At 45.0% G+C, this 25,472-nt stretch carries 21 protein-coding genes and 1 tRNA gene; all 22 read left to right on the plus strand.

Annotation, left to right across the window (positions count from 1 at the left end):
- Positions 1-48 precede the first annotated feature (48 nt).
- On the plus strand, positions 49-378 hold the full coding sequence (gene yajC, locus ADH27_RS09600) for a preprotein translocase subunit YajC (RefSeq protein ID WP_006595033.1): 330 nt from the start codon (positions 49-51) through the stop codon (positions 376-378).
- Positions 379-510: 132 nt separating this feature from the next.
- Positions 511-1,260, plus strand: coding sequence for an isoprenyl transferase (locus ADH27_RS09605; RefSeq protein WP_048691553.1), 750 nt, complete (start codon positions 511-513; stop codon positions 1,258-1,260).
- An 11-nt stretch (positions 1,261-1,271) separates the two neighbouring features.
- Positions 1,272-2,075: a phosphatidate cytidylyltransferase gene (locus ADH27_RS09610; RefSeq protein WP_023027645.1), complete on the plus strand. Its 804-nt coding sequence runs from the start codon at positions 1,272-1,274 to the stop codon at positions 2,073-2,075.
- 41 nt (positions 2,076-2,116) lie between these two features.
- On the plus strand, positions 2,117-3,376 hold the full coding sequence (gene rseP / locus ADH27_RS09615; protein ID WP_048717632.1) for an RIP metalloprotease RseP: 1,260 nt from the start codon (positions 2,117-2,119) through the stop codon (positions 3,374-3,376).
- A gap of 18 nt (positions 3,377-3,394) precedes the next feature.
- Positions 3,395-5,245: a proline--tRNA ligase gene (locus tag ADH27_RS09620; protein ID WP_048717633.1), complete on the plus strand. Its 1,851-nt coding sequence runs from the start codon at positions 3,395-3,397 to the stop codon at positions 5,243-5,245.
- A gap of 142 nt (positions 5,246-5,387) precedes the next feature.
- Positions 5,388-9,779 (plus strand): PolC-type DNA polymerase III, encoded by a 4,392-nt coding sequence (locus tag ADH27_RS09625; protein WP_048717635.1) that lies wholly within the window; start codon positions 5,388-5,390, stop codon positions 9,777-9,779.
- Positions 9,780-9,815: 36 nt separating this feature from the next.
- Positions 9,816-10,493 carry a hypothetical protein gene (locus tag ADH27_RS09630; protein WP_048717637.1) on the plus strand — a complete coding sequence of 226 codons (678 nt, stop codon included), beginning with the start codon at positions 9,816-9,818 and terminating at the stop codon, positions 10,491-10,493.
- Between the two features lie 13 nt (positions 10,494-10,506).
- Entirely contained in the window at positions 10,507-10,659 is a 153-nt protein-coding gene (locus tag ADH27_RS10375; protein ID WP_048717639.1) for a hypothetical protein, read from the plus strand.
- Positions 10,660-10,678: 19 nt separating this feature from the next.
- Positions 10,679-11,920 (plus strand): aminopeptidase, encoded by a 1,242-nt coding sequence (locus tag ADH27_RS09640; protein WP_048717641.1) that lies wholly within the window; start codon positions 10,679-10,681, stop codon positions 11,918-11,920.
- 894 nt (positions 11,921-12,814) lie between these two features.
- Complete coding sequence (locus tag ADH27_RS09645) at positions 12,815-16,375, plus strand: family 20 glycosylhydrolase (protein ID WP_048717643.1); 3,561 nt, start codon at positions 12,815-12,817, stop codon at positions 16,373-16,375.
- 145 nt (positions 16,376-16,520) lie between these two features.
- Entirely contained in the window at positions 16,521-17,267 is a 747-nt protein-coding gene (gene truA, locus ADH27_RS09650) for a tRNA pseudouridine(38-40) synthase TruA (protein WP_048717646.1), read from the plus strand.
- Positions 17,260-18,021: a bifunctional hydroxymethylpyrimidine kinase/phosphomethylpyrimidine kinase gene (locus ADH27_RS09655; protein ID WP_023027655.1), complete on the plus strand. Its 762-nt coding sequence runs from the start codon at positions 17,260-17,262 to the stop codon at positions 18,019-18,021. Before truA ends, ADH27_RS09655 begins: the two co-directional genes overlap by 8 nt.
- Complete coding sequence (locus tag ADH27_RS09660) at positions 18,011-18,481, plus strand: ECF transporter S component (RefSeq protein WP_048717648.1); 471 nt, start codon at positions 18,011-18,013, stop codon at positions 18,479-18,481. The genes ADH27_RS09655 and ADH27_RS09660 overlap by 11 nt, the downstream gene beginning before the upstream one ends.
- A gap of 3 nt (positions 18,482-18,484) precedes the next feature.
- Entirely contained in the window at positions 18,485-19,048 is a 564-nt protein-coding gene (locus tag ADH27_RS09665; protein WP_048717650.1) for a TIGR01440 family protein, read from the plus strand.
- A 218-nt stretch (positions 19,049-19,266) separates the two neighbouring features.
- Positions 19,267-20,550 (plus strand): trigger factor, encoded by a 1,284-nt coding sequence (gene tig, locus ADH27_RS09670; RefSeq protein ID WP_048717652.1) that lies wholly within the window; start codon positions 19,267-19,269, stop codon positions 20,548-20,550.
- 218 nt (positions 20,551-20,768) lie between these two features.
- Positions 20,769-21,347, plus strand: a complete 579-nt coding sequence (gene rpoE, locus ADH27_RS09675) for a DNA-directed RNA polymerase subunit delta (protein WP_048717654.1) — start codon at positions 20,769-20,771, stop codon at positions 21,345-21,347.
- Between the two features lie 109 nt (positions 21,348-21,456).
- Positions 21,457-22,152, plus strand: coding sequence for a B3/B4 domain-containing protein (locus ADH27_RS09680; RefSeq protein WP_048717656.1), 696 nt, complete (start codon positions 21,457-21,459; stop codon positions 22,150-22,152).
- Positions 22,153-22,315: 163 nt separating this feature from the next.
- Positions 22,316-22,401 (plus strand) — tRNA-Leu (locus ADH27_RS09685).
- 177 nt (positions 22,402-22,578) lie between these two features.
- Positions 22,579-23,460 (plus strand): class II fructose-bisphosphate aldolase, encoded by an 882-nt coding sequence (locus ADH27_RS09690; RefSeq protein ID WP_048717658.1) that lies wholly within the window; start codon positions 22,579-22,581, stop codon positions 23,458-23,460.
- A 154-nt stretch (positions 23,461-23,614) separates the two neighbouring features.
- Positions 23,615-24,370, plus strand: coding sequence for a DeoR/GlpR family DNA-binding transcription regulator (locus ADH27_RS09695; protein WP_006595008.1), 756 nt, complete (start codon positions 23,615-23,617; stop codon positions 24,368-24,370).
- A 223-nt stretch (positions 24,371-24,593) separates the two neighbouring features.
- On the plus strand, positions 24,594-25,019 hold the full coding sequence (gene lacA, locus ADH27_RS09700) for a galactose-6-phosphate isomerase subunit LacA (protein ID WP_006595007.1): 426 nt from the start codon (positions 24,594-24,596) through the stop codon (positions 25,017-25,019).
- Between the two features lie 16 nt (positions 25,020-25,035).
- On the plus strand, positions 25,036-25,472 hold a 437-nt coding region (lacB, locus tag ADH27_RS09705), incomplete at its 3' end, for a galactose-6-phosphate isomerase subunit LacB (RefSeq protein ID WP_048715590.1).

Raw genomic sequence — 25,472 nt, forward strand, 5'->3', positions numbered from 1 at the left:
TAAAATTTGCTATAGTAGAGCATATATGATTTAAAAAGGAGAAATGGGATGCAAAGTGGTACAACCTTGCTATTTATGCTTGCGCTAATGGTCGGAATGATGTTCTTCATGAGCCGTAGCCAAAAGAAACAATACCAAAAACGGATGGAAAGCTTGAACAAGCTTCAAAAAGGGTATGAAGTGATTACCATCGGTGGTTTGTATGGAACAGTTGATGAAGTAGACACTGAACGTAAAACCGTTGTCTTGGATGTGGATGGCGTATACCTCACATTTGAATTGACAGCTATTAAAACAGTTTTGCCAGTTTCAGAAGGAGTGACAGCTGGTGCAGTTGAAGGTGCTGGTGACTCAGATTCTATCATCGACGGTGAATAATAAGAAAGAGCGATCAAAGGGTCGCTTTTTTCATTTTTAGCTAGATGCCCCCTAGAAAAGGGACTAGACTGCCATTTTAAGCGGATTTATGATATAATGAAGCGATAAAAACAGTGAAATAGGTAGAAAAACATGTTTCGTTTTAAAAAGAAAGAAAAATTAAGCGTTCCCCTAGAAGTGCCCAAGCACATTGGAATCATCATGGATGGGAACGGTCGTTGGGCCAAAAAACGGATGCAACCTCGTGTCTTTGGCCACAAGGCTGGCATGGAGGCTCTGCAAGAAGTAACCATCGCAGCTAAGGAAATGGGAGTGCAAGCCCTAACGGTCTATGCTTTCTCAACTGAAAACTGGACGCGTCCACAACAGGAAGTGAGCTTTATCATGAATCTTCCAGTTGAATTTTACGATCGTTTTGTTCCAGAACTTCATAGAAATAATGTGAAGATCCAGATGATCGGTGAAGTTTCCCGTCTTCCAAAGGAAACCTTAGAGGCTCTGGAAAAGGCAGAGGCGTTAACCCACTCCAATACAGGTTTGATTTTGAATTTTGCCTTGAACTATGGAGGACGGGCGGAACTGACCCAAGCAGTCAAACAAATTGCCCAGGAGGTTCTCGATGCGCACTTGAATCCAGGTGATATTTCAGAAGAGACCATTGCCAATTATCTGTATACCAGTAGTCTACCCAAGGACTTGCGAGATCCTGATTTGATTATTCGGACGAGTGGCGAGCTTCGCTTGAGTAACTTTTTACCTTGGCAAGCAGCCTACAGTGAGCTTTACTTTACCGATGTGATGTGGCCTGACTTTGGAGAAAAGGCCTTGCATGATGCAATAGAAGAATACAGCCATCGTCATCGACGTTTTGGTGGTGTATAGGAGAGAAATAGATGAGAAAAGATTTACAGAAGCGAGTGATTTTTGGAGGAATCGCCCTAGCATTCTTTATCCCAGTTGTCCTTATGGGCGGCCTTGTGTTCCAGATTGTAGTTGGACTCATCGCTATGTTGGGTGTTCATGAATTGTTGAAGATGAAAGGCCTGCAGACTGAAACCATCGAAGGGGCCTTGGCCATGCTAGCAGCTCTTGTATTGGCGCTACCCTTAGAGAGTTACCTTCCCTTCTTGCCAGCGGGTGGCAATTTCATCGCCTATGGCCTGTTGGTCTTATTATTGATGGGGACGACTGTCTTGGCGCAAGGCTATACCTATGACGAGGTTGTCTATCCGATTGCTTCAAGTTTTTATGTTGGCTTTGGCTTCCATGCCTTGATTCAAGCACGCTTAGCAGGTGTAGATAAGATTCTCTTGGCCCTCTTTATTGTTTGGGCTACGGATTCAGGGGCCTACTTTATTGGGAGCCAGTTCGGTAAGAAAAAACTCTTGCCAAGAGTATCACCCAACAAGACTGTTGAAGGAAGTCTTGGAGGGATCGCTTGTGCTGTCGTTGTGACGATGATCTTTATGATGCTAGATCGTACCGTTGCGGGCTCTTACGGTTGGGTGACCATGATTCTCTTTACCATTCTTTTCAGTATAGCAGCTCAGTTTGGTGACCTAGTCGAAAGTGCCATCAAGCGCCATTTTGGAGTGAAAGACTCTGGCCGTTTTATTCCTGGTCATGGTGGTGTCTTGGATCGATTTGATAGCTTGATTTTTGTTTTCCCACTAATGCTATTCTTTGGTCTGTTTTAAACAGAAGTCATCCCATCATCAGTTAAAACGAAGGAGCGTGTATGCAATTTATTGCCTTTATTATCATTTTTGGCGTCATTGTCCTGGTGCATGAGTTCGGCCATTTCTATTTTGCAAAGAAATCAGGCATCCTTGTTCGCGAGTTTGCGATTGGGATGGGGCCCAAGATTTTTGCCCATGTAGGCAAGGACGGAACAGCCTATACCATTCGAATCCTTCCGCTGGGCGGCTATGTTCGAATGGCAGGATGGGGAGAAGACACGACAGAGATTAAGACAGGAACGCCTGTCAGTCTGACTTTGAACCCTGAGGGAACTGTTGTTCGGATCAACCTTTCTGGAAAAAATATCGACCAGACAGCTCTCCCCATGAATGTCACAGATTTTGATTTTGAGGATAAACTTGAAATCACAGGAATCGTCATTGAAGAGACCAAGACCTATCCTGTCCACCATGATGCAACCATCGTTGAGGAAGATGGGACAGAAGTACGGATTGCCCCTCTGGATGTGCAGTATCAAAATGCTAGTATCTGGGGACGACTGATTACTAACTTTGCTGGTCCCATGAACAACTTTATCCTGAGTATTGTTGTGTACTCGCTCCTGGCCTTTATGCAGGGAGGAGCAGTGGACTACTACAGCAACCATGTTCGAGTTGTTCCTCAAGGAGTAGTGGCTAAGGCTGGTCTAAAAGACAATGACCAGATTGTTCAGATCAATGAATACAAGGTTTCCAACTGGGATGAATTGACAGATTCAGTCCAGAAGGCAACCCGTAACCAAGGAAAAAATCCAGAAGTAACGATCACCTATGAACGAGACGGGAAGACTCAAAAAGTGACGGTCCAACCAGAAGAAGATGGTGGACGCTATTATATCGGTGTGATTAATGCCGTTAAGACCGGCTTTTTCGATAAGCTTCTCTCAGGTGTGACAGATACTTGGTACACAGCAAGTCGTATCTTAACGGCCTTGAAGGATATTATCTTCCACTTTAGTTTGAACAAGTTGGGTGGTCCGGTAGCGATCTACAAAGCGAGTTCGCAAGCAGCGGAGCTAGGACTTCCAGCTATCCTGTCCCTGATGGCCATGTTGTCCATCAATATCGGAATCTTTAACTTGATCCCCATTCCGGCCTTGGATGGTGGAAAAATCTTGATCAATCTGATCGAGCTGGTTCGTCGGAAACCACTTAAGCAGGAGGTAGAGACCTACTTGACCCTTGCTGGAGTAGCGGTCATGGTTATCTTGATGATTGCCGTTACTTGGAACGATATTATGAAATTATTTTTGAAATAGAAAAGGAAATGAATCTGAATGAAACAAAGTAAAATGCTTATTCCAACACTTCGCGAAATGCCAAGTGATGCGCAGGTCATCAGCCACGCTTTGATGCTCCGTGCTGGTTATGTTCGTCAAGTCTCTGCAGGTGTTTATTCTTACCTGCCATTGGCTAACCGTGTGATCGAAAAAGCTAAGAAGATCATGCGTCAAGAATTTGACAAGATTGGTGCAGTTGAGATGTTGGCTCCTGCTCTTCTCAGTGCGGACCTTTGGCGTGAATCTGGCCGTTATGAAACTTACGGTGAAGACTTGTATAAACTAAAAAATCGTGAGAAGTCAGACTTTATCTTGGGTCCAACTCACGAAGAAACTTTCACAGCAATTGTCCGTGATTCTGTCAAGTCTTACAAGCAATTGCCACTGAACTTGTACCAAATCCAGCCTAAGTACCGTGATGAAAAACGTCCACGTAATGGACTTCTTCGTACGCGTGAATTCATCATGAAAGATGGTTATAGCTTCCACGCTAACTACGATAGCTTGGATGTAACTTATGATGAGTACAAGGCGGCCTACGAGCGTATCTTCACTCGCAGTGGTTTGGACTTCAAGGCGATCATCGGTGATGGTGGTGCCATGGGTGGTAAGGATAGCCAAGAATTTATGGCCATTACTCCTTCGCGTACAGACCTTGACCGTTGGGTGGTGTTAGACAAGTCTGTTGCATCATTTGACGAGATTCCTGCAGAAGTACAAGAAGAAATCAAGGCAGAATTGCTCAAATGGATGGTTTCTGGTGAAGACACCATTGCCTACTCAAGCGAGTCAAGCTATGCAGCTAACTTGGAAATGGCAACTAACGCCTACAAACCAAGCAACCGTGTTGTGACGGAAGAAGAAGTAGCTCGCGTGGAAACACCAGGTGTCAAATCGATTGATGAAGTGGCTGCTTTCTTGAATGTCTCTGAAGAGCAAACCATCAAGACCTTGGTTTATATCGCAGATGAGGAGCCAGTTGTGGCCCTACTCGTTGGCAATGACCAACTCAACGAAGTTAAGTTGAAAAACCACCTTGGAGCGGACTTCTTGGAACCTGCAACTGAGGCGGAAGTGAAAGAATTGTTGGGAGCGGACTTTGGATCTCTTGGCCCAGTTAATCTTCCTGAAAATGTTAAGATTATTGCTGACCGCAAGGTGCAAGATAGCCGCAATGCTGTTGTGGGGGCTAACGAAGATGGCTACCACTTGACGGGTGTCAACCCAGGTCGTGACTTCACTGCGGAATATGTCGATATCCGTGAAGTGCGTGAGGGTGAGATTTCTCCAGACGGACAAGGCGTTCTCAATTTTGCGCGTGGGATTGAGATTGGTCACATCTTTAAACTGGGTACTCGTTACTCAGCAAGTATGGGAGCAGATGTCTTGGACGAAAATGGCCGTGCTGTACCAATCATTATGGGTTGCTACGGTATCGGTGTCAGTCGTCTTCTTTCAGCCGTTATGGAGCAACACGCTCGCCTCTTTGTTAACAAGACGCCTAAAGGTGAATTCCGTTACGCTTGGGGCATCAACTTCCCTAAAGAATTAGCGCCATTTGATGTACACTTGATTCCAGTCAATGTCAAAGACGAAGCTTCTCTTGAATTGACAAGTAAGATCGAAGATCAATTGATCAAGGCCGGTTACGAAGTCTTGGTAGACGATCGCAACGAACGTGCCGGTGTTAAATTTAGCGATAGTGACTTGATTGGTTTGCCAATCCGCATCACTGTTGGGAAGAAAGCAGCTGACGGTGTCGTAGAAGTGAAAATCAAAGCTTCAGGTGACACGATTGAAGTACATGCAGACAACCTGCTTGAAACTCTTTCTATTTTAAATAAATAAGCAATGGTAGAAGGCTAGGATTCTCAACATCCTAGCCTTCTTTTTTGTAAGCTGATCCAGCTAGCTGAAAGGATCTTCTTATAGTCGAAAAGTTAGGCGAATTATGATAAAATAAAGGCTAGTAATTCGTCAGGGAGAAATCATGTCAACTAGCTTTGAAATCTTAATGAATCAGTTGGGAATGCCTTTAGAAATGCGTGAATCAGACGCTTTTAAAGGGGCTGAAATCCAAGAGGTCATCGTCCATAAGCTCAGTCGTGTTTGGGAATTTCGTTTTGTTTTTGCCGAAATTCTTCCCATCACGATTTTTCAGGAGCTCAAAAACCACTTGGCTGAGGAGTTTTCAAAGACAGGAAATCGAGCGGAGTTTGAGATTCAGGTAAAGAATCCAACTTTTAGTGATGAGCTCTTGCAAGCCTATTATCAGGAAGCTTTTGAAGATGGTCCCTGTGCGAGTCAAGGCTTTAAGAGCATGTATCAGCACCTACAAGTCCGCTCTCAAGGAGAAGAGTTGATCATTAGTGGCCCTTCATCTGTGGATACGGAGCACCACCGGAAAAACCATCTGCCTAATCTTGCTAGTCAATTGACCAAGTTTGGTTTTCCTCATTTCCAGTGTCGGGTTGAGGCGGATGACCAGTTGACAGAAGAACTCCATCAAGCCTTCGAGGCTGAGAAGGATCAAATCTTCCAAGCAGCTAATGAAGAAACCTTGCGGGCCATGGAGTCCTTGTCTCAAATGGCTCCACCACCAGCAGAGGAAAAACCAGCCTTTGATTTCAAGGCCAAAAAGGCTGTGGCCAAGCCTAAGCTGGATAAGGCAGAAGTCACTCCTATGATTGATATCACGACAGAAGAGAACCGCATTGTCTTTGAAGGAGTGGTCTTTGATGTTGAGCACAAGGTGACGCGGACAGGTCGGGTCTTGATCAATTTCAAGATGACCGACTATACTTCTAGTTTTTCGCTCCAAAAATGGGCTAAAAACGAAGAAGAAGCTCAGAAGTTTGATATGATCAAGAAAAATTCTTGGTTGCGGGTCCGTGGGAATATTGAGGTCAATAACTTTACCCGAGATTTGACCATGAATGTCCAGGATGTCCAAGAAGTGGTCCACTATGAGCGCAAGGATCTGATGCCAGAAGGCGAGCGTCGGGTCGAGTTCCATGCCCATACCAATATGTCGACTATGGATGCCCTACCTGAGGTAGAGGAGCTAGTCGCAAAAGCAGCCAAATGGGGTCACAAAGCAGTGGCTATCACAGACCATGGAAATGTGCAGTCCTTCCCTCATGGCTATAAGGCTGCCAAGAAAGCTGGTATCCAACTCATCTATGGGATGGAAGCCAATATCGTCGAAGACCGTGTGCCGATTACCTACAATGAAGTCGATCTAGACCTTCATGAAGCAACCTATGTGGTTTTTGACGTGGAAACGACTGGACTTTCAGCGATTTACAATGATTTGATTCAGGTTGCCGCATCTAAAATGCACAAGGGCAATATCATCGCTGAATTCGATGAGTTCATCAATCCAGGACACCCCATTTCCGCCTTTACAACGGATCTGACAGGCATTACCGATGACCATGTTCGAAATGCCAAACCTTTGAAACAGGTCTTGGAGGAGTTCCAGGAATTCTGTCAGGATGCGGTTTTGGTTGCCCATAATGCCACCTTTGACGTGGGTTTCATGAATGCCAACTATGAGCGTCATGGCCTTCCCAAAATCACTCAGCCAGTGATTGATACGTTAGAGTTCGCGCGTAACCTTTATCCAGAGTACAAGCGTCATGGTTTGGGTCCCTTGACCAAGCGCTTCGGCGTTGCCTTGGAGCACCACCACATGGCCAACTATGACGCGGAAGCGACGGGTCGCTTGCTCTTTATCTTTATCAAGGATGTCGCAGAAAAACATGGCGTGACCAATCTAGCCAAGTTGAATGTGGATCTAATTAGTCCAGATTCCTATAAAAAGGCACGTGTCAAACACGCGACCATCTATGTCAAGAACCAGACCGGCTTGAAAAATATGTTCAAATTGGTCTCTCTTTCCAATACTCAATATTTTGAGGGTGTTCCTCGGATTCCGCGGACAGTTTTAGATGCCCATCGAGAAGGCTTGATCCTGGGATCGGCTTGTTCTGAAGGAGAGGTCTTTGACGCGGTCGTTTCTCAAGGAGTTGACGCAGCAGTCGAAGTAGCCAAGTATTATGACTTTATTGAGGTGATGCCTCCAGCCATCTATGCGCCCCTCATTGCCAAAGAGCAGGTCAAAGACATGGAGGAGCTCCAGACCATCATCAAGAGCTTGATTGAGGTGGGAGATCGCCTTGGGAAACCGGTCCTCGCGACAGGTAATGTCCACTACCTAGAGCCTGAGGAAGAGATCTATCGAGAAATCATTGTCCGCAGTCTTGGGCAAGGAGCTATCATTAACCGGACCATCGGTCATGGAGAAAATGCTCAACCAGCTCCTCTGCCAAAAGCTCATTTCCGCACAACCAATGAAATGCTGGATGAATTTGCCTTTCTAGGGGAAGACTTGGCACGAAAATTGGTCATTGAAAACACCAACGCTCTGGCAGAAATCTTTGAACCTGTTGAAGTGGTCAAGGGGGACCTCTACACACCATTTATCGACAAGGCCGAAGAGACAGTTGCCGAATTGACCTATCAGAAGGCCTTTGAAATCTATGGCAATCCGCTACCAGATATTGTCGATCTACGGATTGAAAAAGAGTTGACCTCTATCCTGGGGAATGGCTTCGCCGTGATCTATCTGGCTTCCCAACTCTTGGTGCATCGTTCCAATGAACGGGGCTACCTGGTGGGTTCACGGGGATCTGTTGGATCCAGTTTCGTGGCAACCATGATCGGGATTACGGAGGTTAATCCACTTTCTCCTCACTATGTCTGTGGTCAGTGCCAGTACAGTGAGTTCATCACCGATGGTTCCTATGGTTCTGGATTTGATATGCCTAATAAGGACTGTCCAAACTGTGGCCACAAGCTTAGTAAGAACGGCCAAGACATTCCCTTTGAGACCTTCCTTGGTTTTGATGGGGACAAGGTACCCGATATCGATTTGAACTTCTCAGGGGAGGATCAGCCGAGTGCCCACTTGGATGTCCGGGATATCTTTGGGGAAGAATACGCCTTCCGGGCAGGAACGGTTGGTACTGTGGCTGCCAAGACGGCCTATGGCTTTGTCAAGGGCTATGAGCGAGATTATGGCAAGTACTACCGAGATGCAGAGGTAGAACGCCTAGCCCAAGGAGCCGCTGGGGTCAAACGGACAACCGGTCAGCACCCAGGGGGAATCGTTGTTATTCCAAACTATATGGATGTCTATGACTTCACTCCGGTCCAATATCCAGCAGATGACGTGACAGCTGAATGGCAGACAACCCACTTTAACTTCCACGATATCGATGAGAACGTCCTCAAGCTCGATGTCCTGGGACACGATGATCCGACCATGATTCGGAAGCTTCAAGACTTGTCAGGCATTGATCCAAATGATATTCCTATGGATGATCCAGGGGTCATGGCCCTCTTCTCAGGGACCGATATCCTAGGAGTCACACCGGAGCAAATCGGTACCTCGACCGGTATGCTGGGAATTCCAGAGTTTGGGACCAACTTCGTTCGGGGTATGGTCGATGAGACCCATCCTACCACCTTTGCCGAATTGCTTCAGCTTTCTGGTCTGTCTCACGGTACCGACGTATGGTTGGGAAATGCCCAAGACTTGATCAAGGCAGGCATTGCTGATCTATCGACCGTTATCGGATGTCGGGACGACATCATGGTTTACCTCATGCACGCTGGCCTGGATCCAAAAATGGCCTTTACCATCATGGAGCGGGTGCGGAAAGGCATGTGGCTCAAGATTCCTGAAGAAGAGCGCAATGGCTATATCGAGGCCATGAAGGCTAACAACGTCCCTGAATGGTACATCGAGTCTTGTGGAAAAATCAAGTACATGTTCCCCAAAGCCCATGCGGCAGCCTACGTTATGATGGCCTTACGGGTAGCTTATTTCAAAGTGCACCATCCTCTCTACTATTACTGTGCTTACTTCTCTATTCGGGCTAAGGCTTTTGATATCAAGACCATGGGTGCAGGCCTAGAAGCCGTGAAAGCGCGGATGAAGGAGATTGCTGAAAAACGTAAGAACAACGAAGCTTCCAATGTGGAAATCGACCTCTACACCACTCTTGAAATTGTCAATGAGATGTGGGAGCGTGGCTTCAAGTTTGGGAAGCTAGACCTCTACCGCAGTGATGCGACGGAATTCATCATCGATGGAGACACCCTTATCCCACCATTTGTCGCCATGGATGGATTGGGAGAGAACGTAGCCAAGCAGATTGTACGAGCTCGCAAAGAAGGAGAATTCCTTTCTAAAACAGAGTTGCGCAAACGTGGAGGCGTCTCCTCAACCTTGGTAGAAAAGATGGACGAGATGGGAATCCTTGGTAATATGCCAGAAGACAACCAGCTCAGTCTCTTTGATGATTTGTTTTAATGGATCAACGATCCTCGCTCGGTTTGAGGTTGGTTAATGATAGAAAAGAAAAAAAGAGCAACATCCTGGAAGTCAGGGAAAGTCATTTCCATTCGCCTACGAAATGGTGTTTATGTCTTAGCACAAATGGTGCGAGAGCCCTATCTGATATTTTTTAACCATTTTAAGGAGGAAAATAGCTGGAAGGGAGTGACCTTGAAAGAGGAGAATATTCTCTTTTGTAAAGCAGTCACTCGTCAGTTTCTACGCTCTAGTCCTGTAACGATTGTCAAAGACCTTGAGCCCCTGTTAGATTATCGGTTACCCAAAGAATGGATTTATAGCCATATGGGTGGGCACCCGATTACGGTTTCGGTGAAGGGACGGGAGCGCCAAGTAGCTGGTTTTGGTCGACGCTGTTCTTTAGTTCTAGCGGATAAGGACAGTGGTCAACCGGAGGATAATCCTCTGCTGGGACTCTTCCAAGCCTATATCCTACCAGATATCAAAGAACAGGATTGGGAACGAGTAGGTCAGGCTGAACACATGTCCATTGAAGTATTTCCAACACTCAATGAACGTCTCTATCTCTGCTCTCTCTATGGGAAAAATGTGAATCCAGAGCTAGATATCTCTTTGGGAAAGCCCCTGCCCGATGCTTATGAAATCTATCTCGATATTCTTACCAACAGCCCAGAGGCTCAACGTCTCTATCTAGGAGAGTACGAAGAATAAGAAAGGACATTTGATGAAACTTAGAATTTTTGCGGAAAACAAGCCAGCTCAAAAGGTTTTTGAATATCAGTTAGAGCTTGCTGATCAGACAATTCTTCTATCGACAGCACTCTTGTCAGGTGCAATTGCTTTGGCAGGATTATTTTCTGCTTTGAAAGAAAAATAAATATAGAAAAGGATTGAACATGGTTTTACCAAATTTTAAAGAAAACTTAGAAAAATACGCAAAATTGTTGGTGGCAAACGGCATCAACGTGCAACCTGGCCATACCTTGGCTTTGAACATCGATGTGGAGCAAAGAGAATTGGCCCACTTGATTGTGAAGGAAGCCTATGCTTTGGGGGCACATGAAGTTATTGTCCAATGGGCAGATGATTTTACTACCCGGGAGAAATTCCTCCATGCACCGATGGATCGCTTGGACAATGTGCCTGACTACAAGATTGCTGAGATGAACTACCTCTTGGAACACAAGGCCAGTCGCTTGGGTGTGCGTTCATCTGATCCAGGTGCCTTAAATGGTGTCGATGCAGAGAAGCTTTCTGCTTCTGCTAAAGCTTTGGGCATGGCCATGAAACCAATGCGCATCGCCACTCAATCTAACAAGGTCAGCTGGACAGTTGCTGCGGCAGCAGGTTTAGAGTGGGCGAAAAAGGTCTTTCCAAATGCGGCTAGTGATGAAGAAGCAGTGGATCTCCTGTGGGATCAGATCTTCAAGACCTGCCGGGTATACGAAGAAGATCCAGTCAAAGCTTGGGAAGAGCATGCAGCTATTCTCAAGAGCAAGGCAGATACACTTAATAAGGAACAATTCTCAGCTCTTCATTACACAGCACCAGGAACAGATTTGACTCTTGGCTTGCCGAAGAACCACGTCTGGGAATCTGCGGGGGCTATAAATGCCCAGGGCGAAGGCTTCCTGCCAAACATGCCGACAGAAGAGGTCTTCACAGCTCCTGACTTCCGTCGTGCAGAAGGTTATGTAACCTCTACAAAACCGCTTAGCTACAATGGGAACATCATCGAAGGCATCAAAGTGACTTTTGAAAATGGAGAAATCGTAGATATCACAGCAGAAAAAGGCGATCAAGTCATGAAAGATTTGGTCTTCAAAAACAAGGGAGCGCGTGCCTTAGGTGAATGTGCCCTCGTACCAGATCCAAGCCCAATTTCACAGTCAGGCATCACCTTCTTCAACACACTCTTTGATGAAAATGCCTCTAACCACTTGGCCATCGGAGCAGCCTATGCAACCAGTGTAGAAGGTGGCGCAGAGTTCACAGAAGAAGAACTCGAAGCAGCCGGCCTCAACCGCTCAGACGTCCACGTCGACTTCATGATCGGCTCAAACCAAATGGATATCGATGGCATCCGAGAAGACGGCACCCGCGTCCCAGTCTTCCGCAACGGAGATTGGGCAATATAGGGAGCAGGACAGAAATCGGTAGACGCAGTCTCGATTTCGTAGTCCTGCCCCCGCAAAGTTGATTAGGAAGTACGAGTACCGCTGGTAGGAGTAGTTCCAATCAACCCCTGCGCCGAGAGACAGAAATCGGTAGACGCAGTCTCGATTTCTACCTCGCTTTTCGGTTTTAAGGCTCGGGCAAAAAAGGTCCACAGGACCTTTTTAGTACCCCCGCCCAGTTGATTAGAAAGGGCCTTGCTTCGCAATCCCTATCCGCCACCTCAAAACAGTGTTTTGAGCAATCAACCCCTGCGCCGAGAGACAGAAATCGGTAGACGCAGTCTCGATTTCTACCTCGCTTTTCGGTTTTAAGGCTCGGGCAAAAAAGGTCCACAGGACCTTTTTAGTACCCCCGCCCAGTTGATTAGGAAGGGGCCTTGCTCTGCAATCCCTATTCGCCGCCTCAAAACAGTGTTTTGAGCAATCAACCACTGCGCCAAGAGACAGAAATCAGTAACTCGAAGAGTTTGATTTCTACCTCGCTTCTTGGTTTTAAGGCTCGGGCAAAAAAGATCCACAGGACCTTTTTAGTACCCCCGCCCAGTTGATTAGGAAGGGGCCTTGCTCCGCAATCCCTATTCGCCGCCTCAAAACAGTGTTTTGGGCCATCAACCCCTGCGCCGAGAGACGGAAATGAGGTACTTAGAGCCTTTGTTTTTAGAATACATCAATAAAGAGTTTGGTTTTAACGACCAAGCTCTTTTTTGTGTCAGCTAGTTTTAATAAAATATAGGGATAAAATTTTATAGCTTCTTCTCTTAATTAAAGAACCTTTCAAAGAAGCCTTGACGAGGGCCTGCTTTCTAGATAGACTGGAAGTAAGCGTTTACACACAACAAATTTTAGGAGGTCCTGATGAAATCACATCAACCACGTTATGCTATTCGCAAGTATGCTGTAGGAGTTGCTTCGGTACTGGTTGGCTTTTTTGCCAGCGGTCAAGTCGTAGCAGCAGATACGCCAAGCGTTACAGAAAGCCCTGCAACGACTCTTCCGACACAGCCAAGTGAAGGAGACTTGCCTCAGTCTGCTACCGAGGAAACTGCTCAGCCGGTAGTAGAAAAACCAATTGTTCCTGCTCCAATCGTCGATCAAAGTCAACCGACCCTACCTGATCGAGAACTGCGCGCATCCGATCTTGATCGCTTGATTCGTGAAGAAGCGATCTCTGTCACAGAAGCTGATGTGACAACTCAACCGGTAACAGCAGCGACTGAAACACCCGCTAAAGATCCAGAGCAAGAAGAAAAATTGGCCAAGAAAAAGGTCATCTCTATTGATGCGGGACGCAAATACTTCTCGCCTGATCAAATCAAGGAAATCATTGATGAAGCCAGCAAGACAGGTTATACCGATTTGCATCTCTTAGTGGGAAATGACGGCTTGCGCTTTGTCCTTGATGACATGTCCTTGCAAGTAGGAGACGCGTCCTACTCAAGTCAAGCGGTCAAAGAGGCTGTAGAAAAAGGAACCAAAGCCTACTATGATGATCCAAATGGAACAGCCTTGACTCAGGCTCAAATGGATGAGATTTTGGCTTATGCCAAATCCAAGAAAATAGGGGTCATTCCAACGATTAATAGCCCAGGGCACATGGATGCGATTTTGACAGCTATGGAGCAATTGGGAATCGAAAACCCTCACTTTAATTACTTTGGTACGAAAAAGTCAGAACGGACTGTCGATTTAGACAACCAAAAAGCTCTAGATTTCACTAAAGCCTTGGTGGACAAGTATGTGGCTTATTTCAGTGGCAAGACAGAAATCTTTAACATCGGCTTGGACGAATATGCCAATGATGCAACAGATGCCCATGGTTGGCAGGTCCTTCAAGCTAGCAAGCATTGGCCAGATGAAGGCTATCCAGATAAAGGCTACGAAAAATTCATCCAATATGCCAATGATCTAGCGGCTATTGTGAAAAAACACAAGATGAAACCAATGGCCTTCAACGACGGTATCTACTACAATGGCGACACCTCCTACGGAACCTTTGATAAGGATATCATTGTTTCCTACTGGACAGGTGGTTGGAACGGCTATGATGTGGCTTCGTCAAAATTCCTATCTGAACTAGGCCATCAAATTCTTAATACCAATGATGCTTGGTATTATGTCCTCGGCCGGGATAAGGCTGGATCTGGCTGGTACAATCTCGATCAAGGACTTGAAGGGATTTCCAAGTCAGCGATTGATGTTGTTCAAAAAAATGATGGGGCTAAGGTTCCCTTCATTGGTGGGATGGTAGCTGCCTGGGCAGATACCCCATCAGCAACCTACAAAAAAGAGCTACTCTTCAAGCTCATGCACGCTTTTGCAGATAAGAATGCGGACTACTTTGTAGCAGATCCTGAAGTTGTTGAAAAAGCTCTGGCGGAAGCTCCAACTGATTTAGACCACTACACACCAGAATCCCTAGTGGCCTTTACAGCAGCAAAAAAGGCGCTGGAAGGAGTAGGAGCAGAGACGACTCGAGCAGAAGCTAAGGAACTGATTGCTTCTCTCAAAGCCGCTCAAGAGTCCTTAGTCTATACAGAAAGCTATGCCAAAGAGTTGGCAGACAAGGAAGCTGCTGAAAAACTAGCTAAGAGCAAGGTGATTTCCATTGACGCAGGACGCAAATACTTCTCATTGGATCAGCTGAAACGAATCGTGGACAAGGCCAGTGAGCTAGGCTACTCTGACTTGCACCTCCTTGTCGGAAACGATGGCATGCGCTTCGTCCTCGATGATATGACGGTGGAAGCTAATGGCAAGACTTATGCCAGCGATGACGTGAAACAGGCCCTTCTCGAAGGAACCAAAGCCTACTATGACGATCCAAATGGTCAAGCCTTGACCCAAGCAGAGATGGACGAATTGTTGGCTTATGCGACTTCTAAAGGAATTGGCTTGATCCCAGCAGTCAATAGTCCAGGTCACATGGATGCCATCTTGGTAGCGATGGAAAAACTAGGTATCGAACATCCGCAAGCGACCTTTGATACGGTCTCTAAGACAACCATGGATTTGACCAACGAAGAAGCGGTCAACTTCACCAAGGCCCTCATTGGCAAGTACATGGACTATTTCAAAGGCAAGTCTAAGATCTTTAACTACGGAACAGACGAATACGCCAATGATGCTACTAATGCCCAAGGCTGGTACTACCTCAAATGGTATGAGCTCTATGGTAAGTTTGCGGACTATTCCAATAGTCTGGCTGCTATGGCTCGTGAAAAAGGCTTGCAGCCAATGGCCTTTAACGATGGCTTCTACTATGGAGACGAAGATGATGTTACCTTTGACAAGGACGTCTTGATTTCTTACTGGTCTAAAGGATGGTGGGGCTATAACCTCGCATCACCACAGTACCTCGCAGACAAGGGCTATAAATTCCTCAATACCAACGGTGACTGGTACTATGTTTTGGGCCATAGAGGAGATCAAAGCTATCCACTCGATAAAGCTCTTCAACATTCAGAAACCGTTCCATTTGAACAATTAGCTTCAACCAAATACCCTGATGTGAAATTACCAGTGTCCGGAAGTATGTTGGGAATTTGGGCAGATGAACCAGCTAATGAATACAAGGAAGAAGAAGTCTTCCAGGTCATGGAAGCATTTGCCAACCACAATAAGGACTACTTCAAAGCTGACTATACAGCCCTTCGTGCGGTCCTTGCCAATGTTCCAACAGATCTTTCCATCTACACTGAGGAATCTCGTTCAGCTCTTGCAACGGTGCTAGATCAGTTAAATTGGAAGATCAGTCGTGCTCACCAAGAAAAAGTGGCAGAGCAGGTTGAACAGGTAACTCAAGCTCTCAGTCAATTGAAACCAATCACCCAAGTGGGAAGCCAAGCAGAAGATGATGTCAGAGCCTTGGTAGCAGACATACCAAGTTTGGAAGTTGTCGAAAAAGAACTGGATTTTGAAGTTGTCGAACGGACCAATCCAGATCTAGCCAAGGGTGAACGAAAAGTGGTTCAAGCAGGTGTCAAAGGTCAGCAGCGTGAATTTGTTGCGGTCTCTGCCCTTGATGAGAGCCGCCAAGTGCTAGGAACAGAAGTATCGAAAGAAGCTATTGCTGAGATTGTGGAAGTGGGAACCAAGGAGGCAGAAGTGATTACTCCGACTCCAGGTTTACAGGATGGTCCAAGTCCTCAACCAGACTTACCTCAAGTTGATCAAGGAGGTCATCATCAAGTAAGACCAGTAGCTCCTGAAGTGAAGCCACTTGTGAACGCTCAACCAGCTCCAGTCGCTTCAGAACAAAAAACAGTAGAAGAGGCTAAGCTAACACCGATGCAAGATCAAACATCGGCTAGTCATCAGCTTCCTGAGACTGGACAAGAGTCTATTTTAGGATTGGCTTTGCTTGGAGCAATCTTAGGAGCGACAGGGATGAGTCTCAAAGGACGGAAAGAAGACTAATCAGCCCCCCGATTGAACTAAGTTTTTCTATTTTCCAGACATGGAAAAGGAAAGACTTGGTTCTTTTTTTGTCTCGGAAACTGTACCCGGACAGTTCTCTCTTTTCCGCCTTGTTCAGCTTGGATGAACTTGATAAAATAAAAACATGACACGATACAAAGCAACTATTTCTTACGATGGAACTCTATTTGCTGGTTTCCAACGCCAACCGCATGCCCGTAGTGTGCAAGAAGAAATCGAGAAGACCTTGATGCGTCTCAATCAAGGAAATCCTGTGACCATACATGGAGCAGGCCGGACGGATGCAGGTGTCCATGCCCTTGGGCAGGTCATCCATTTTGATCTCCCTCAAGCGCGGGACGAGGAGAAGCTCCGCTTCGCCCTCGATACCCAAACCCCAGAGGATATTGACTTTATCCGGGTGGAGCAAGTTCCCGATGACTTTCACTCGCGCTACCAGAAGCACAGCAAGACCTATGAATTTATCGTGGATTATGGTCGTCCCAAGAATCCCATGATGCGCCACTATGCAACCCACTACCCCTATCCTTTGGATGTGGAAAAGATGCAAGCAGCTATCCGAAAGTTGGAGGGAACCCATGATTTCACCGGTTTTACAGCTTCGGGTACCAGTGTGGAAGACAAGGTTCGCACGATTACAGAGGCTCGCTTGGACGAGGATGCAGAACATCATCGCCTTATCTTTACCTTTTCGGGCAATGGCTTTCTCTACAAGCAAATCCGCAATATGGTGGGAACTTTGTTGAAGATCGGAAATGATCGGATGCCGATAGAGCAGATCGATCTGATTTTAGAAAAGAAGGACCGCAATCTAGCAGGTCCTACAGCAGCACCAAATGGCTTATATTTAAAGGAGATCCGTTATGAGTAATGAATTGATTCTAGCTATTTCAGGAAATGATATTTTTAGTGGGGGAGGTCTTCACGCTGACCTGGCCACCTATACAACCAACAAACAGCATGGCTTTGTAGCAGTGACTTGTTTGACCGCCATGACCGAGCACGGTTTTGAAGTGATTCCGGTGGATCCGACGACCTTTGCTCAACAGCTCAACTCTCTCAAGGATGTTCCTTTCTCTGCTATTAAACTCGGCCTCTTGCCAAATGTCCAAGTGGCAGACTTAGCCTTGGACTATGTCAAAGCCCATGCGGAGATTCCTGTGGTACTAGACCCTGTCTTGGTCTGCAAGGAAACCCATGACGTGGAAGTGTCAGCCCTTCGAGACGAATTGATCAAGTTCTTCCCTTATGTGACCATCATCACGCCAAACTTACCAGAAGCTGAGATCTTGACTCAAAGCAAGATTCAATCGCTCGACGATATGAAGGAGGCAGCTCGCAAGCTCCATGAATTGGGAGCAGCGACTGTCGTGGTCAAAGGGGGCAATCGTCTTAACAAGGAAAAAGCCATCGATGTCTTTTATGACGGCCAAGACTTTACGGTCTTCGAAGAAGACGTTTTAGAAAAGAATAATACAGGAGCTGGTTGTACCTTTGCCTCTAGCATAGCAAGCCAGTTAGTCCAAGGGAAGGCAACCTTAGAAGCTGTCAAAGCCTCTAAAGACTTTGTCTACCAAGCCATTCAAAAATCAGATCAATATGGAGTAGTTCAATATGACCAATAAACGGACCCAAGTAATCGCGCATTTAGCCATTTTAACCGCCTTGACAGTTGTGCTAGGCTATTATACCAAGTTGCCAACTCCTACCGGGATGGTGACCTTGCTGGATCTAGGCGTCTACTTTACCGCCTTTTATTTGGGGCGCAAAGAAGGAGCAGTGGTCGGTGGTCTTGGTGCCTTTCTCTTGGACCTCCTCTCTGGCTATCCTCAATGGATGTTCTTTAGTCTCTTGTTCCACGGGGCTCAAGGCTATTTTGCTGGCCTTAAAGGAAAAGCCCGTTACATCGGTCTGCTTCTAGGAACGGTTATCATGGTAGGTGGTTATGCCCTATCTTCAGCACTCTTTTTAGGAAATACCTGGGTAGCGGCCATTGAAGAGGTTCCTCATAATTTGGTTCAAAACTTCGTTGGGATGGCTCTGGGATATGCTCTGTATCATTTCTTACCAAAGAAGGGAAATTAGAAGATGGAGTTAGAGCAATTAAAAAGAGAAACCCAGGAGATCTTGCTGGATCTTTTATCCAAGGCCAATCTGCATCAGGGACAAATCCTCGTATTAGGCCTGTCCACCAGTGAAGTCGCTAGTGCAAGTATCGGGAAGAACTCAAGCCTAGAGATTGGACAAGCCATTGTGAAAACCATCTTGGATACCCTGACTCCCAAAGGGATTTACTTAGCTGTCCAAGGATGTGAGCACCTTAACCGCGCTTTGGTGGTCGAACGTGAACTAGCAGAAAAGAAAGACTTAGAAATCGTCAATGTACTACCGAGCCTCCATGCGGGGGGTGCCGGTCAGTTGGCTGCTTTCGGTTATATGAAAGACCCTGTCGAAGTGGAATACATCACAGCCCAGGCTGGTTTGGATATCGGGGATACTTCGATTGGGATGCATGTCAAGCATGTGCAAGTACCCGTTCGCCCTGTCTTGAAAGAACTAGGTGGCGCGCATGTGACGGCTCTAGCCAGTCGTCCCAAGTTGATCGGTGGGGCGCGTGCTACTTACCAGGAAGACCCACTTCGGAAGTCCTAATAGGAAGGAAACTAGTTCAGGTACGGACTAGTTTTTTTATTCCGGGACAATTTTTGAGATAGGAAAGAAATTTTAAATCTTTTTGTCTTCAGAAACCACTATAAAATTCCTCTAAAAAGAAGCAGTTTCTACAAAACCAAGATGCCCAAAAACTTGCATTTTCGAAGTTTTATGGTAAAATTATTAGGAATGACTATATTATTTTAAGGAGAGACAGAATGTCTGTATCATTTGAAAACAAAGAAACAAACCGCGGAGTATTGACTTTTACCATCAGTCAAGACCAAATTAAACCAGCTTTAGACCGCGTGTTTGAGTCTGTTAAGAAAAACTTGAACGTACCAGGATTCCGTAAAGGTCACCTTCCACGTCCGATCTTCAACCAACGTTTTGGTGAAGAATCACTTTATCAAGATGCTTTGAACGATCTTCTTCCAGCAGCTTATGAAGCAGCAGTAAAAGAAGCAGGTCTTGAAGTGGTTGCTCAACCAACTTTTGACGTTGTATCAATGGAAAAAGGTCAAGATTGGACATTGACAGCAAATGTTGTTACAAAACCAGAAGTAAAATTGGGTGCTTACAAAGACCTTGAAGTATCTGTAGAAGTTTCTAAAGAAGTAACAGATGAAGATGTAGATGCACGTATCGAACGCGAACGCAACAACTTGGCTGAATTGGTAATCAAAGAAGGACCAGCAGCTGAAGGTGATACCGTTGTGATCGACTTTGTAGGTTCTGTTGACGGTGTTGAATTTGACGGAGGAAAAGGAGATAACTTCTCACTTGGACTTGGTTCAGGTCAATTCATCCCAGGTTTCGAAGACCAATTGGTTGGACACTCAGCTGGTGAAACAGTTGATGTTATCGTAACTTTCCCAGAAAACTACCAAGCAACTGACCTTGCAGGTAAAGAAGCAAAATTCGTGACAACCATCCACGAAGTAAAAGCAAAAGAAGTACCAGCTCTTGACGATGAATTGGCAAAAGACATCGACGAAGAAGTTGAAACTCTTGCTGAATTGAAAGAAAAATACCGCAAAGAGTTGGCTGAAGCAAAAGAAGAAGCATACAAAGATGCAGTTGAGTCAGCAGCGATTGACCTTGCAGTAGAAAATGCAGAAATCGTTGACCTTCCAGAAGAAATGATCCACGAAGAAGTACACCGTGCTGTTAACGAATTCCTTGGAAACATGCAACGTCAAGGAATCTCTCCAGATATGTACTTCCAAATCACTGGTACAACTCAAGAAGATCTTCACAAACAATATGAAGCAGATGCAGCAGCACGTACTAAGACAAACCTTGTCGTAGAAGCAGTTGCTAAAGCAGAAGGCTTCGAAGCAACTGACGAAGAAGTAACTGCAGAAATCGAACAATTGGCAGCAGACTACAACATGCCAGTTGAACAAGTTCGTAGCTTGCTTTCACCAGAAATGTTGAAACACGATATTGCTGTGAAGAAAGCTGTTGAAGTGATCACAAGCACTGCAAAAGTAAAATAAAAAAGACGATCTTCCATCTTGATGGAAATAAGTCATAAGAAGAAAAGCTGAGGCCATGTGTCCCGGCTTTTCTCTTCTTATTGGCACGGAATTTTCCTTTGACGAAAGGGGAAAATTATCGTACAATAGAGTGTAACGATAAATGATGTATTCTAGGGGTATCCTCTTTTTTAATGAAAAAGAGTGTTGCCTTGAGATAAAAATGAAGGAGATCTACCTTGGAATTAGAAGTATTTGCTGGACAAGAAAAAAGTGAACTTTCAATGATTGAAGTAGCCCGTGCGATCTTAGAATCACGTGGCCGTGATCATGAAATGTATTTCAATGACCTGGTCAATGAAATTCAAATCTACCTCGAAAAATCAAACAGTGAAATTCGTGAAGCTCTTCCCTTGTTCTATACAGAATTAAATGTGGATGGAAGCTTTATCCCACTAGGAGACAACAAATGGGGACTTCGCTCATGGTATGCGATCGATGAGGTAGATGAAGAAATCATCGCTCTTGAAGAAACTGATGAAGACGAAGAGCCTAAGAAACGTAAGAAAAAACGTGTCAACGCCTTTATGGATGGAGACGAAGACGCGATCGATTACAATGCGGATGATCCAGAAGACGAAGATGTCTACGAAGCAGATCCAGCGCTTACTTACGATGATGAAAACCCAGAAGATGAGAAGGATGAAGTAGAAGCCTATGACGCTGAAATCAATGAAATCTCACCAGACGAGTTGGATGAAGAAGTTGAGTTAAGTGACGAAGAAGACGAAGAAGAGTCTTACGAAGACGAAGAATAATCCAAAAAACAAGGAATTCGTTCCTTGTTTTTTGTTTGCTTGAAGAAGGCTTCAAGGAGGAGTATAATAAGGGTGTAAGAATGATGTAGCGAAGAAGGAGGAAGGACATATGGACTGGATACTTGATCAAAGTTTGGTGGATTTGGGGATTGAGACAGTTGTAATCGGAGTGGCCAAACAGGTGGATCCACAAGCTCCCTTGTCTGCAACTTTCCTAGCTAAAAAGAAGGAGATGGAAGCCTGGGCCTTAAATTGTGATCTCAGCTCGGTGAAAGAGGAGGCAGTTGTACAAGGATATATGGACTTGTTGAAGGAAGCGGGGCGTAGTGTCAAGAAGAACCCGCCGACAATTCTTGCTTTGATTAAGAATATCCAAAGTCGTGGCTTTCTTCCAACGATCAATAGTGTGATTGATATCTATAATGTTGAATGTCTCCGTTCCTTTTTAGCCATTGGAGGGCATGATCTGGATAAAATCCAGAAACCAATCGAGTTTACGATTAGTCAAAGAGAGGATACCTTTTTGCCCATCTTATCAACAGAAAAGCATGTTAGTGAAACCGATCCGGTCTACCGAGATCAAGAGGGTATTATGGCCTGGCTAGATGTGAGAGATGGTGAGCGCTATAAGATGGAGGAGACTACCCGCAATGCCCTCTTTATCATCCAGGGAAACAGAGCGACCTCTGTAGAGATGCGCTTGGAAGCACTGGAGCGGATTAGAGAAGATTTGTCCTCTTGCATGCCCGATTTAGAATTTGAAAAATATCTGGTTACCCCCAGTGAGACAATTCCAGTCCCTTAAAGGAGCCCTTCTGTAATAGGGATGAATCCTCATTTGAACAGGAGAGACAAGTGAAGCTGCCGACGCTCTGCTTAACCTGTGAGAATCTGCCAACTTTGAAAAAAGTTTGAAAAAAATCTTGACAAGTAAGTAGAAGATTGATATACTAGTAAGGTACTTAATCGCGGGGATGGCGGAATTGGCAGACGCGCAGGACTAAGGATCCTGTGACCGCTTTAGGTCGTGAGGGTTCAAGTCCCTCTCTCCGCATCGGATAATCAAGACAGCTTCGGCTGTCTTTTTTCTTGTTCATTTAGGAGAAAGATTGCTTGAAAGAGAAGAAAACGCTTTAAAGCTTCAGGAAAAGCTAGCATTTTCAATGAAAAAGTGATAAAATAAACAATGTAAGTGGTTTAACCACAATAAATTAGAGGAGGCCTACTACTAATGGCAATCGTTTCAGCAGAAAAATTTGTCCAAGCAGCTCGTGACAATGGTTACGCAGTTGGTGGATTTAACACAAACAACCTTGAGTGGACTCAAGCTATCTTGCGTGCAGCAGAAGCTAAAAAAGCTCCAGTTTTGATCCAAACTTCTATGGGTGCTGCTAAATACATGGGTGGTTACAAAGTAGCTCGCAACATGATCGCTAACCTTGTTGAAGCAATGGGTATCACTGTACCAGTTGCAATCCACTTGGACCATGGTCACTACGAAGATGCTCTTGAGTGTATCGAAGTTGGTTACACTTCAATCATGTTCGACGGATCACACCTTCCAGTTGAAGAAAACCTTAAATTGGCGAAAGAAGTTGTAGAAAAAGCTCACGCTAAAGGTATCTCAGTTGAAGCTGAAGTTGGTACAATCGGTGGTGAAGAAGACGGTATCGTTGGTAAAGGTGAATTGGCACCAATCGAAGATGCTAAAGCAATGGTTGCTACAGGAATCGACTTCTTGGCAGCAGGTATTGGTAACATCCACGGTCCATACCCAGCAAACTGGGAAGGTCTTGACCTTGACCACTTGAAGAAATTGACAGAAGCTCTTCCAGGATTCCCAATCGTATTGCACGGTGGTTCAGGTATCCCTGATGAGCAAATCCAAGCAGCTATCAAACTTGGTGTTGCGAAAGTTAACGTTAACACTGAGTGCCAAATCGCATTCGCTAACGCAACTCGTCAATTCGTACGTGAATACGATGCAAACGAAGCAGAATACGACAAGAAGAAACTCTTCGACCCACGTAAATTCTTGAAACCAGGATTCGAAGCAATCACAGCTTCAGTTGAAGAACGTATCGACGTATTTGGTAGCGAAAACAAAGCTTAATCTTGCTTGAAACGTTATTAACCAGAGGTTTATCCGCAAGGATAAGCCTTTTTTGGTTCTCTTATTTGGAAAAGTGTTTATTGTAAACAAAAAATGATTGCGATTCTGACAGTTTAAGGTTATAATAAACAAAAACGAAGTAAGTAGGTAGGGAATGAAAAAACAGGAAAGACTGAATGAGATTATCAATCTGGTCAATAAAGCTGGAACCGTTTATGTTCAAGACATCATGGAAAGTATGCAGGTGTCGGATATGACGGTCCGTCGGGATTTGATTGAATTGGAAAAGCAAGGTCTCCTTATTCGGGTTCGAAATGGAGCCAAAAGTAACCAATTCCTCCCATCACGGGAACTGCCCCATGAAGAGAAGTTGCTAAAGAATATTCTAGCTAAGCGTGAAGTAGCGAAGAAAGCTAGCGAACTGATAAAAGAAGGCGAGAGTATTTTCCTTGGACCGGGGACCTCTGTTGAAGTTCTTTCTGAAGCCATTAATAATAAGGAACTGCGCGTGGTGACAAATTGTCTACCGATTTTTCAAGAATTGTTAAAGAAAAAAAGTGATACCTTTAAGGTAATCCTCTTGGGAGGAGAACTCCGAGAAACCAGTCAAGCTTTTGTCGGCGAGATAACGAACACTCTCATGGAAAGAATGTACTTCCACAAGATGTTTTTTAGTGGGAATGGCATTGTGGATGGACGGGTTCTGACCTCTTCTTTTGAAGAAGCCTATACGCAAAAGTTAGCCTTAGAACGTTCTTCCGAAGCCTATCTACTGATTGACTCCTCCAAGATTGGCAAGGAAGACTTTACCTCTATCTGTTCCTTGAAAAAAGTAACTGCGGTGATAACGGACGATGCATCTGAGAAAGCACATGAAGAATTAGAGGAATATACACGTGTGATTGTATAAATAATAAACTGAAAAGAGAGAGCGATTCTCTCTTTTTTTGTTTATTACAAACAATTTAGGGCTAAAAAATAATAAAAAATAAAGAAAAATGAAAAAAATAAACAAAAAACAGTTGACAACAAACAAAATTAGCGCTATACTGTGTTTGTGAATAACAAAACGAAGTCGAATGAAGAAAGAGGAGAACTTTCTTTGTTGACGGAAATGCAAAAAGGAGAAGCATATGGCAATTGTAGTTGGTGCGGATGCAGCAGGTATCCGCTTAAAAGAAGTAGTCAAAGAATATTTGGAAGCAGAAGGTTTCCAAGTCGTGGACGTGACAGAAGAAGGGCAAGACTTTGTCGATGTGACCTTAGCTGTTGCAAAAGAAGTGAAACAAGCAGAAGATAATCTGGGTATTGTTATTGACGCTTACGGAGCTGGTCCATTCATGGTCGCTACTAAAATTAAAGGAATGGTTGCAGCAGAAGTTTCAGATGAGCGTTCTGCCTATATGACTCGTGGCCACAACAATTCTCGCATGATCACCATGGGTGCTCAAATCGTGGGTGACCAATTGGCCAAAAATATCGCCAAAGGTTTTGTAAACGGTAAGTATGACGGCGGTCGCCACCAAATCCGTGTCGATATGCTTAACAAGATGTGCTAAGGGGAGGAGTAAAAGAATGAAAATTGCAATTGGATGTGACCATATTGTCACAAATGAAAAAATGGCTGTTTCTGAATTTTTGAAATCAAAAGGCTATGAAGTCCTTGACTTCGGAACCTATGACCATGCGCGCACCCACTATCCAATTTTTGGGAAAAAAGTCGGAGAAGCAGTAGCTAGTGGTCAAGCAGACCTTGGAGTTTGTATCTGTGGAACGGGTGTTGGCATTAACAACGCGGTTAATAAGGTCCCTGGAATCCGTTCAGCCTTGGTACGCGACATGACAACGGCTCTTTATGCAAAAGAAGAACTCAATGCTAATGTCATTGGTTTTGGTGGGAAAGTAACCGGTGAATTGCTCATGTGTGATATCATTGAAGCATTCATTCATGCAGAATACAAACCAAGTGAAGAAAACAAGAAATTGATTGCCAAGATTCAACATTTGGAAAC

Origin of the sequence: Streptococcus sp. 343_SSPC, assembly GCF_001072385.1 — a bacterium.
Classification (GTDB): domain Bacteria; phylum Bacillota; class Bacilli; order Lactobacillales; family Streptococcaceae; genus Streptococcus.

What these genes read in the sequence shown, in the direction of transcription:
- ADH27_RS09610 (WP_023027645.1), top strand. Translation starts at nt 1,272, where the DNA reads ATGAGAAAAGATTTACAGAAGCGAGTGATTTTTGGAGGAATCGCCCTA.
- truA (WP_048717646.1), top strand. Translation starts at nt 16,521, where the DNA reads ATGACACGATACAAAGCAACTATTTCTTACGATGGAACTCTATTTGCT.
- ADH27_RS09620 (WP_048717633.1), top strand. Translation starts at nt 3,395, where the DNA reads ATGAAACAAAGTAAAATGCTTATTCCAACACTTCGCGAAATGCCAAGT.
- ADH27_RS09680 (WP_048717656.1), top strand. Translation starts at nt 21,457, where the DNA reads ATGGACTGGATACTTGATCAAAGTTTGGTGGATTTGGGGATTGAGACA.
- lacA (WP_006595007.1), top strand. Translation starts at nt 24,594, where the DNA reads ATGGCAATTGTAGTTGGTGCGGATGCAGCAGGTATCCGCTTAAAAGAA.
- tig (WP_048717652.1), top strand. Translation starts at nt 19,267, where the DNA reads ATGTCTGTATCATTTGAAAACAAAGAAACAAACCGCGGAGTATTGACT.
- ADH27_RS10375 (WP_048717639.1), top strand. Translation starts at nt 10,507, where the DNA reads ATGAAACTTAGAATTTTTGCGGAAAACAAGCCAGCTCAAAAGGTTTTT.
- ADH27_RS09645 (WP_048717643.1), top strand. Translation starts at nt 12,815, where the DNA reads ATGAAATCACATCAACCACGTTATGCTATTCGCAAGTATGCTGTAGGA.
- ADH27_RS09655 (WP_023027655.1), top strand. Translation starts at nt 17,260, where the DNA reads ATGAGTAATGAATTGATTCTAGCTATTTCAGGAAATGATATTTTTAGT.
- ADH27_RS09690 (WP_048717658.1), top strand. Translation starts at nt 22,579, where the DNA reads ATGGCAATCGTTTCAGCAGAAAAATTTGTCCAAGCAGCTCGTGACAAT.
- ADH27_RS09660 (WP_048717648.1), top strand. Translation starts at nt 18,011, where the DNA reads ATGACCAATAAACGGACCCAAGTAATCGCGCATTTAGCCATTTTAACC.
- ADH27_RS09665 (WP_048717650.1), top strand. Translation starts at nt 18,485, where the DNA reads ATGGAGTTAGAGCAATTAAAAAGAGAAACCCAGGAGATCTTGCTGGAT.
- yajC (WP_006595033.1), top strand. Translation starts at nt 49, where the DNA reads ATGCAAAGTGGTACAACCTTGCTATTTATGCTTGCGCTAATGGTCGGA.
- ADH27_RS09695 (WP_006595008.1), top strand. Translation starts at nt 23,615, where the DNA reads ATGAAAAAACAGGAAAGACTGAATGAGATTATCAATCTGGTCAATAAA.
- rseP (WP_048717632.1), top strand. Translation starts at nt 2,117, where the DNA reads ATGCAATTTATTGCCTTTATTATCATTTTTGGCGTCATTGTCCTGGTG.
- ADH27_RS09630 (WP_048717637.1), top strand. Translation starts at nt 9,816, where the DNA reads ATGATAGAAAAGAAAAAAAGAGCAACATCCTGGAAGTCAGGGAAAGTC.
- ADH27_RS09640 (WP_048717641.1), top strand. Translation starts at nt 10,679, where the DNA reads ATGGTTTTACCAAATTTTAAAGAAAACTTAGAAAAATACGCAAAATTG.
- ADH27_RS09625 (WP_048717635.1), top strand. Translation starts at nt 5,388, where the DNA reads ATGTCAACTAGCTTTGAAATCTTAATGAATCAGTTGGGAATGCCTTTA.
- ADH27_RS09605 (WP_048691553.1), top strand. Translation starts at nt 511, where the DNA reads ATGTTTCGTTTTAAAAAGAAAGAAAAATTAAGCGTTCCCCTAGAAGTG.